Below are 8,412 nucleotides of genomic sequence, written 5' to 3'. Positions count from 1 at the left end.
CGTGCGTACGGGACGGGTCAGACCGCCGAGCCGGCCTTCCACGCCGACCAGCTCATGTTCCAGCCGTTGAGGCCGTTGCTGGGCGAGATCGTCTTGTCCTTGGAGTTCTTGACGATGACGACGTCGCCGACGATCGAGTGGTCGTAGAGCCAGGCGGCCATCTGGTTCGGGTCGCCGGCGCCCTTGACGTCGTTCAGGCCCACGCAGCCGTGACTGGTGTTGGCGGAGCCGAAGATCGAGTCCGGGCCCCAGTAGTTGCCGTGGATGAACGTGCCCGAGGTGGACAGGCGCATGGCGTGCGGGACGTCCTTGATGTCGTACTCGCCCTTGCCGTCGTCGTCGGTGAAGCCGACGGTGGCGCCGTTCATCCGGGTCTCCTTGAACTTCTCGGAGATCACCATCTCACCGTTGTAGGTGGGGTTCTCCGGGGAGCCCGCCGAGATCGGGATGGTCTTGATCGTCTTGCCGTCCTGCTTGACCGTCATGGTCTTGGTGGCGACGTCGACGGTGGAGACCTGGTTGCGGCCGATCTTGAAGGTGACGGTCTTCTGCTGGACGCCGTAGACACCCTCGGCGCCCTCGACGCCGTCGAGGTCCAGCTTCAGCGTGACGGTCGAGCCCTCGGTCCAGTAGTCGTCGGGGCGGAAGTCCAGGCGCTGGCCGTTGAACCAGTGCCCGACGACCTCCTGGCCGCTGCTGGAGGTCACCGTGATGCCGCCCTGGACGGCCTTCTTGTCGGTGATCGCCTTGTTGAAGTTGATCGAGACCGGCATGCCGACGCCGACGGTGGAACCGTCCTCGGGCGTGAAGCTGCCGATGAAGCTGTTGGCCTGGGAGACGGTGGTGAAGGAGGTGTTCTCGTGCGCCTCCAGGCCGTCCGCGTCCTTCGCCGTGGCGGAGATCTTGTAGACGGTGGCGCGCTTGAGCTGCCCGGTGGGCTTCCAGCTGAGCTTGTCGGCGGACATCTCGCCCTCGACGCTCGTGCCCTCCTGCGTGGTCATCGTCACTTCGGTCAGCGTGCCGCTGGTGACGGTGACCTTGGCGTCGTTGTTGATCGACGCGTTGTCGGTGCCGTTCTTGGGCGAGATGGATATCTGGGCCTTCGACGTCTTCTGCGCCGCTGCCTCGTCGACCTGAGCCTGTGACGACGCGGAGCTGTCGGCGGCGCCGCCCTTGTCGCTGTCGCTGCACGCCGAGAGCACCAACACGCCGCCGAGCACCGCGGCGGCGGCCGCCAGGCTCTTGCGGCGCTTGCTGTCCGTCATCACACGCATCTCCATCGTCGCCGAATCCCTGCCAACACTCGTCAAAACATCCATGAGACCCTGCCCGGTTCCGTAACCGGAGGGTTTGTGGGGAACACCACTGATCCACACGCAGCCGCGGAGCGTCCGGTTCCCGTACGGGCTTCCGTACGGCGGGAAACCCCGGTACGGGACGGCCGTACCGGGGCTTCCAGGGATGCCACGCCCTGCTAGACCCGTTCCGTGTCGTCCTCGTCCACCTCATCTTCCTCGTCGAGGTCCCACTCCTGGGCATCGGGGTCGTAGTCGACCTCCTCGCTGCTCCATGAGGCCTGGACCAGCTCGATCCCGGGGACCTCGCTGACGAGGTCGAAGGGCTCGATGAGGTAGGCCAGCGCCTCCGCGCTGTCCTCGCGGACGGCGGAACGGGCGTGCGCGCGCTCGTCCTCGGGCATGAACTCGTCGGTGTCGATGCGGCCGACGGCCGCCTCTGTCAGCTCCTCGGGGCCGTCGATCTCCAGGACGACTTCCACGCGAAGCCGTACGTACCGTGATGTCTCGGAAGTGCTCATACGAGGGAGCGTAGGGCTCCGCGGGGTCTCGACTTTCCTGCGACCCGCTGTGTTCATTAGCATCGACGCACCTACCAATTCGCGGTTTCCGCAAGGGGGATCGAATCTCTGTGTCCGTCGCTCGACGCCCGCTGCTGACCGCCACGGCGGCCGGGACGCTGCTGTTCGCGCTGTGGTTCGTTCCGTCCGCGAACGCGACCGACGAGGAGCGGGTCACCTCGACCCAGCAGGAGCGCGAGGCGGGTGAGAAGCGCCTCGCCGAGACCGGCGGCCCGGACACGACGCCGTATCTGATCGGCGGGACGGGCTTCCTGGCCGTGGGAGCGGGATTCGTGGCGCTGGCGATGAGACGCGGCGGCCGGGCGCACTGAGCCGGTACGCCGGAAGGCCGGCCTGAGCCGGTACCGCAGAACCGGCCACCTGACGCCCGCACGACGAAGACGGCCGCCTGAGCCCGTACCGCGGAAACGGCCACCCGAGCCGGTACGACGGAAGAGCCGCCTGAGCCCGCTCGACGGAAGGGCCGCCTGAGCCGGTACCGCAGAACCGGCCACCCGACGCGCGCACGACGAAGATCTGAGGCCGCACGGCGACAGAGCCGCCCGTACGGCGAAAGCGGCCACCCGACGCCCGCACGGCGGAAGGGCCGCCTCCCCCGCACATGGGGAGGCGGCCCTTCACGTTTCGGCCGGGCGAGTCCCTACGCCAGCGGGCCGGTGACCGGCTCCACGGCCGCGACGAGCCTGCCCTCGCGGACGAAGACGTCGGCCGCCTCCAGGTCGGGGGCGAGGAAGCGGTCCGGCCCCGGGCCCTCGACCCCGGCGGCGCGCAGGGCCTCGATGGCGGCCTGCGAGGCGGGGGCGGGGGTCAGGCCGCGGCGGAGCTCGATGCCGCGGGCGGCGGCGTAGAGCTCGACGGCGATGATCCGGTTGAGGTTGCCGATCGCGGTGCGCAGCTTGCGGGCGGCGGACCAGCCCATGGAGACGTGGTCCTCCTGCATCGCGGAGGACGGGATGGAGTCGGCCGAGGCCGGGACGGCCAGCCGCTTCATCTCGCTGACCAGCGCGGCCTGGGTGTACTGGGCGATCATCAGGCCCGAGTCGACGCCGGCGTCGTCGGCGAGGAAGGGCGGCAGCCCGTGGGACCGGTTCTTGTCGAGGAGCCGGTCGGTGCGGCGCTCGGCGATGGAGCCGAGGTCGGCGGCGGCGATGGCGAGGAAGTCCAGGACGTACGCGACCGGGGCGCCGTGGAAGTTGCCGTTGGAGCGGACCTGGCCGTCGGAGAGCACGACGGGGTTGTCCACGGCCGAGGCCAGCTCGCGCTCGGCGACCAGGCGGGCGTGGGCCATGGTGTCGCGGCCGGCGCCGGCGACCTGCGGGGCGCAGCGCACGGAGTACGCGTCCTGGACGCGCGGGGCCTCTTCCTCCTGGAAGTGGCCGGTGAGGCCGGAGCCCTTGAGCACGGCGAGCATGTTGGCGGCGGAGGCGCCCTGGCCCGGGTGGGGGCGGATGGCATGCAGCTCGGGCTCGAGGACCTTCTCGGTGCCGAGGAGGGCTTCGAGGGAGAGGGCCGCGGTGATGTCGGCGGACTTGTAGAGGGTGTCGAGGTCCGCGAGGGCCATGATCAGCATGCCGAGCATTCCGTCGGTGCCGTTGAGGAGGGCGAGGCCCTCCTTCTCGCGCAGCTCGACGGGCCGGATGCCGGCGGCGGCGAGCAGCTCGCCCGCGGGCTTCACGGTGCCGTCGGGGCCCTCGGCGTCACCCTCGCCCATGAGGGCCAGGGCGCAGTGCGAGAGCGGCGCGAGGTCGCCGGAGCAGCCGAGGGAGCCGTACTCGTGGACGACCGGGGTAATGCCGGCGTTGAGGACGTCGGCCATGGTCTGGGCGACCTCGGGCCGGACGCCGGTATGCCCGGAGGCGACGGTCTTGAGCCGCAGGAACATCAGCGCGCGCACGACCTCGCGCTCGACGCGCGGGCCCATGCCGGCGGCGTGCGAGCGGACGATGTTGCGCTGCAGCTGGGCACGGAGTTCCGGGCTGATGTGGCGGGTGGCGAGCGCGCCGAACCCGGTCGAGACGCCGTACACGGGCTCGGGCTTGGCGGCGAGCGCGTCGATGACGCCGCGGGCGTCCGCAAGGGCCTGTACGGCCTCGGTCGAGAGCTCGACGTGGGCGCCGTGCCGGGCGACGTCGATGACGTCCTGGGGGGTGGTGCCGGACGTGCCAAGGACGACGGTGTGCATATCCATATTCAGCACCCTACGGACTGAAGACCAACATGTCACTAGTCATCCGCCGGACGGGCCCTTAGCCGGCGCCCCCGATCACCGAGCGTTGATGTCGACCGGCAGTCTGCCGTGGCCCGCGAGCCTGGCCTCGGCAGGCGCCTCATCGGGCAACCCGGTCACGACGGCGTCGACGGCGAGCCAGGTGCTGACCACCGGCCTCGGCCCCGTCGCCTTGATCCGGTACCGGATCGTGCGCTCGGCGCCACGGGGCAGGGCGGTCCCGCCGACGGTCTGGTAGAGCACGGCGACATCGCCGGCGACCACGATGTCGGCCGCACGCCAACGGCCCGCGGCCGGGTCCCAGCGCTCGGCGCGCAGACCCCAGTCGGCGGGCCCGCCCTCCTCCCAGTTGGGCTCCATGGCGAGTCCGACGGCGAGGCGCGCGTAGTCCCGCCGGGTGTCGTTGCGCAGGGTGACGGAGAACTCCTGCGCGGCCCCGCCGCCGCGCACGACGAGCCGGCCCCCCTTGGCGACGGGGACGACGGTGACCTGGGTGCGCACGGGCCGGGAGGGGGAAGGCGAGGCGCTGGGCTTGACCGAGGACCGGCTCGCGCTGGGCGTGGGACTGGGCTCGGCGACGACGGACGGGGACGCGGTCGGAGCGGTGACGGACGGCGTCACCGACGGGGTGACCGTGACACGCGGCGGCTCCGGCACCTTCCCGGCGCTGCCGTTCTTCTCCCCGCACGCCGTCAGCCCGACGACGAGCGCAGCCCCGACCACGAAAACGACAGCACGCCTCATGCCCCACCCCTCACCCGCCCGGCACCACGCCGAAAGCAGCAGATGGTCTCGCGGGGCGCCCTCCGGCGTCCAAGGCCCGGCGAACCTCGTTACGCACCCGGGACAGACCGGCTGCCGGACGGCCGGGCGCCGCGTCCCCGCGAGGCGGCCGTACACCTGGTGGATCATGCCCCGCGGTCCTGCGGAGCCCCGCCCTCAGTGCCTGCCGGCGCGGGCCCGCCGCAGCCACAGGCCGACGGCGGCGCCGACGAGCGCGATCCCGGCCAGGCCGGCCGTGGTCCACCAGCCCGTACCGTCACCACCGTCGGTGGCCACACCCGGGGCGGACGAGGGCGACGGCGGATCGGCCGGACGTGTCGCGGACGAGGAAGGTGCGGCGGAGGGCGGCGCCGACGCGGAGGGGACCGGGGCGGGCACGGACGCGGTGGGGGTGAGGGAGCCGGGCGGCACCGGGTCGACCACCGGAACGGCGACCTCCGCCTCACCGTGGCCGAGGGAGGGGAACCCCACGTCGACGGTGACCTTCCAGGTACCGGGAGCGAGGACTTCCGCGGTCATCCAGCCGGCGCGCGTGCCGGGGACGCGGACCAGTCGCCACGGCCCCATGGAGCGGGTCCGGTCGATGCTGGTCGCGTTCACCGTGGCAGCGACCGTCTCCTCGACTGCGTCCCCGTCGTTCTCCCAGGTGATCTCGGTCATGATGTGGCCGTCCCGCTGCCCGGTCACCACCACCTTGACGGTATCGCCGTGGGCTCGTACGGCGGACGGCATGGCCAGGGCCTGGGCGAAGAGCATGAGCAGGAAACCGAGGCCCGTGAAGGCACGGAAAGCGTGGCGTGTACGCATCGTTGCGGTGCTCCTGGTGCGTGAGATGCGGTGGGAACGTGATGCGGTGAGGACGCACCGCGGGGGAACCTATGCGTCGGTGGACGGTCGCGCGCGGTCGCCGTCCACCGACGCCGGATCAGGTGACCGGGGCGCGGGCCCCGGTCCGACGGCCGGTCAGGAGACCTTCTGGACCGTCCACGCCTGCGTGGCGAGGCCGTTCACGCGCTGGAGGTCGAGCAGCCAGCTCCCGTAGTACGGGCGGTTGCTCACCGTCAGGGCGTAGGCGCCGCTCGGGTCGGTCACGGTGATCGCCCCGCCGCGGCTGGACAACTTCCACTTCTGCGTGGCGATGTCGCCGCAGGACTGCTGGGCGGCCCACATGCCCGCGGCGGGGGCGCCTCCCGTCTGCAGGCACTTGCCCGAGACCGCGGAGCGGAGGCGGACGAGCCCGCCGCCGGCATCGTCGAACAGCCACTGTTGCTGGGCGTAGCCGTTGGCGCGCGCACCGACGAGCACCGTGCCGTCGGCGGAGCGTCCGCCCCACACCTCGGCGGCCATGCCGGTGCCCGAGTTGCCGAGGGTGTAGCGGGTGCCGGGGGTGGTCGTGCCGCCGCTCGCGTCGGCCGTACGGAAGGAGGTCTCCCTTCCTGCCCCGCTGTCACGGCCGGACCCGTCGCGGACCGAGACGGCGACCTTGTAGGCGGTGCCGGGCCGGAGGTTGTAGATGCGCAACGACTGCGACTGGACCCAGGTCAGGTGCTTGCCGTCCAGCAGGACCTGGTACCAGACGGCGCCGTCGACCTTGGGCCAGCTCACGACGGCTGCCGTGGGCTGTATCTGACCGGCCGTCACCGCTGGACCGCCGGTCGGCTTCGTGGGCGTCGGGGTCGGTGTGGGCGTCGGGCTGGGGCCCGGGTCGGGGGTTGTGCCGCCACCGGAACGCATCAGGAACTGGTTGTCGGCGACGTTCCAGTGTGTGGCCAGGTAGCTGCCGGCCCTGGGGCTGGTATGGAAGTAGTCGTCGTGGTTGCAGTCCAGGATGTTCTCGGCCGCCTGGTTGGAGCACACGTATCGCATCGTGGGGTAGTACGGGGTGTCCGAGTAGCACATGACGTCGTACTCGTCCGTGCAGTGTGCGCCGCGACTGGTGTTGGGGGCGCTGTTGTTGACCGCGCCGAGGTTGTGGCCCAGTTCGTGCGCCGCGGTGTGACCGCCCCAGCAGCCGGCGTCGGTACGCCCGTAGGAGGGGCCGAAGTTGCTCTGATTGCTCTGGCCCGGTCGTTCGTCACCGGCGAACGTGCCGATGCCGCAGTAGACCTTGGTGTCCGCGAAGATCATGTACTTGCGGTCGCGCCGGTCGAGGCCCTTGCCGGCAAGCGCCCTGTTGGTCGCGCTGAACTCGGCGAGCGCGGACGACGGGAGCTCGATGTTGAGCACGGTCGGCGTGCAGTCCGCCGCGGTCACGTAGCGGATGTGACGTACACCGCCGGTTTCCTTGGCGCTGGCCGAGTAGATGAGGTCGGCGTCGGCGGCCCACTTGCGGAACGAGGCGACGTATTCGGCGTACCGGTCGCGGTCGGAGCCGTGCACGTACACGACCTGTACGCGGTTGCCGGTGCTTCCGTCTCCGTCGCACTGGACGGTCTGGCCCGCAGGGCCCGCGGCGACGGCCTGGCTACCGGACGAGGCCGCGGGCTTCGGGGCCGCGGCGGCCCCGGTCCTGGCACTGCCTGCGTCGGCGGCGGGCGCGTCCTGGGGGCGCCCGCCGCCCTCCGTGGCGGCCGCGGGCTTGGCCGGGTCGGCCGCGGGCGCCTTGGTCGTCACCGCGGGGGCCACGTCCACCGTGATGTCCACGCCCTTGGGCGGGGCGTCGGGCCCGTGGGAGCACAGCCCCGCCTCGGTGCGGTAGACGCCCGCACAGCGGTCACCCTTGTCAGCCGCCTTGAGACCGTCGTAGACCATCCCACGCGCGGCGTCGTTGGCGGGCACGTCGACGATGGGCTCCGGCGCCTCGTCCTTGGCCGGGGCGGCGGCCGGCGCGAGGGTGTCCGTCGCGGGTCCGGCCTGTGCGGATGCCTCTGCCCCGGCGGATGTTCCCGCCTGGGCGTCGCCCCCTATTCCGGAGTAGGCGATACCTCCGGCGATCACCGCCGCCGATGCGACGGCGGCGGTGACGAGTATGAACCCCCTTGGCTTGCGCCGATGTTCGCGTCTTCTGCGATGTCTAGTCATGCGCACCTCAAATCCTTGGTCGGAGGAGTGGGTGCGCGAAGCCTGCCAGACGCGTGCGGTGGAGAATTCGGGCAAACAGGAATGGCCGTCGAGATATCTGACCGTTACCTTTACTGCAAGATTTGATGAACAGTCAACTCTATTGAGAATAAAGGAAGTTGCAGTGGAACACCCCAATGGCCCAGACCTTTTCAGGGGATCTCGTTATCGAATCGAGATAGACAGAGCGGGCCTATTGACGGCAATTCAGTAAGGGATTCATCCAATTACTACCTCTTGAATTCCTCCCGTCACAAGCCGTGAGGAATCACCCGCACCCACGCGCGAGCGGGCCGACCGCCCCCGACGCACTCCACGCAACTGCTCCAGCACGAGGAGGCCTTCGGGATCGGCACGTCACCCGCCCCACGTTCGGGAACGAAGCAGCCGCGAGGAGGCGAGCCCCACGGGCCTCGCCGCCACGCGGGTGTACCCGGCAAAGCCCCGGGCGGGTGGGCGCCCACCA

7 protein-coding genes are annotated in these 8,412 nt (G+C 70.8%); 1 reads left to right on the top strand and 6 read right to left on the bottom strand.

Going from position 1 to position 8,412, the window contains the following annotated elements; genetic code table 11:
- Nucleotides 1-17: 17 nt before the first annotated feature.
- Together ACFQ7Q_RS36710 and ACFQ7Q_RS36705 are read right to left on the bottom strand one after the other, a co-directional pair.
- Entirely contained in the window at nt 18-1,280 is a 1,263-nt protein-coding gene (locus ACFQ7Q_RS36710) for an Ig-like domain-containing protein (protein WP_383563147.1), read from the bottom strand.
- Between the two features lie 194 nt (nt 1,281-1,474).
- Entirely contained in the window at nt 1,475-1,816 is a 342-nt protein-coding gene (locus ACFQ7Q_RS36705; protein WP_383563144.1) for a hypothetical protein, read from the bottom strand.
- Between the two features lie 110 nt (nt 1,817-1,926).
- On the opposite strand from ACFQ7Q_RS36705, the gene ACFQ7Q_RS36700 reads away from it, so the two are divergent.
- The gene (locus ACFQ7Q_RS36700) at nt 1,927-2,187 is read left to right on the top strand and encodes an LAETG motif-containing sortase-dependent surface protein (RefSeq protein ID WP_329116748.1); all 261 of its coding nucleotides are present in this window, start codon (nt 1,927-1,929) and stop codon (nt 2,185-2,187) included.
- A gap of 329 nt (nt 2,188-2,516) precedes the next feature.
- Here ACFQ7Q_RS36700 and hutH read toward each other — a convergent pair whose 3' ends face one another.
- The 4 genes from hutH to ACFQ7Q_RS36680 all read right to left on the bottom strand — a co-directional run bounded on the left by hutH (nt 2,517) and on the right by ACFQ7Q_RS36680 (nt 7,907).
- A complete protein-coding gene (gene hutH, locus ACFQ7Q_RS36695; RefSeq protein ID WP_383563150.1) occupies nt 2,517-4,058 on the bottom strand; it encodes a histidine ammonia-lyase in 1,542 nt (513 codons plus the stop codon).
- 81 nt (nt 4,059-4,139) lie between these two features.
- Entirely contained in the window at nt 4,140-4,847 is a 708-nt protein-coding gene (locus ACFQ7Q_RS36690) for a hypothetical protein (protein WP_383563140.1), read from the bottom strand.
- A 195-nt stretch (nt 4,848-5,042) separates the two neighbouring features.
- Nucleotides 5,043-5,693: a hypothetical protein gene (locus ACFQ7Q_RS36685; RefSeq protein WP_383563137.1), complete on the bottom strand. Its 651-nt coding sequence runs from the start codon at nt 5,691-5,693 to the stop codon at nt 5,043-5,045.
- Nucleotides 5,694-5,849: 156 nt separating this feature from the next.
- Nucleotides 5,850-7,907 carry an RICIN domain-containing protein gene (locus ACFQ7Q_RS36680; protein ID WP_383563134.1) on the bottom strand — a complete coding sequence of 686 codons (2,058 nt, stop codon included), beginning with the start codon at nt 7,905-7,907 and terminating at the stop codon, nt 5,850-5,852.
- Nucleotides 7,908-8,412: the final 505 nt, after the last annotated feature.

Origin of the sequence: Streptomyces sp. NPDC056527 (assembly GCF_042794475.1) — a bacterium.
In the GTDB taxonomy this organism is placed as follows: Bacteria; Actinomycetota; Actinomycetes; order Streptomycetales; family Streptomycetaceae; genus Streptomyces.
Note: the sequence above shows the minus strand (reverse complement) of the source record. Positions and strands in the feature narration are given on the sequence as shown.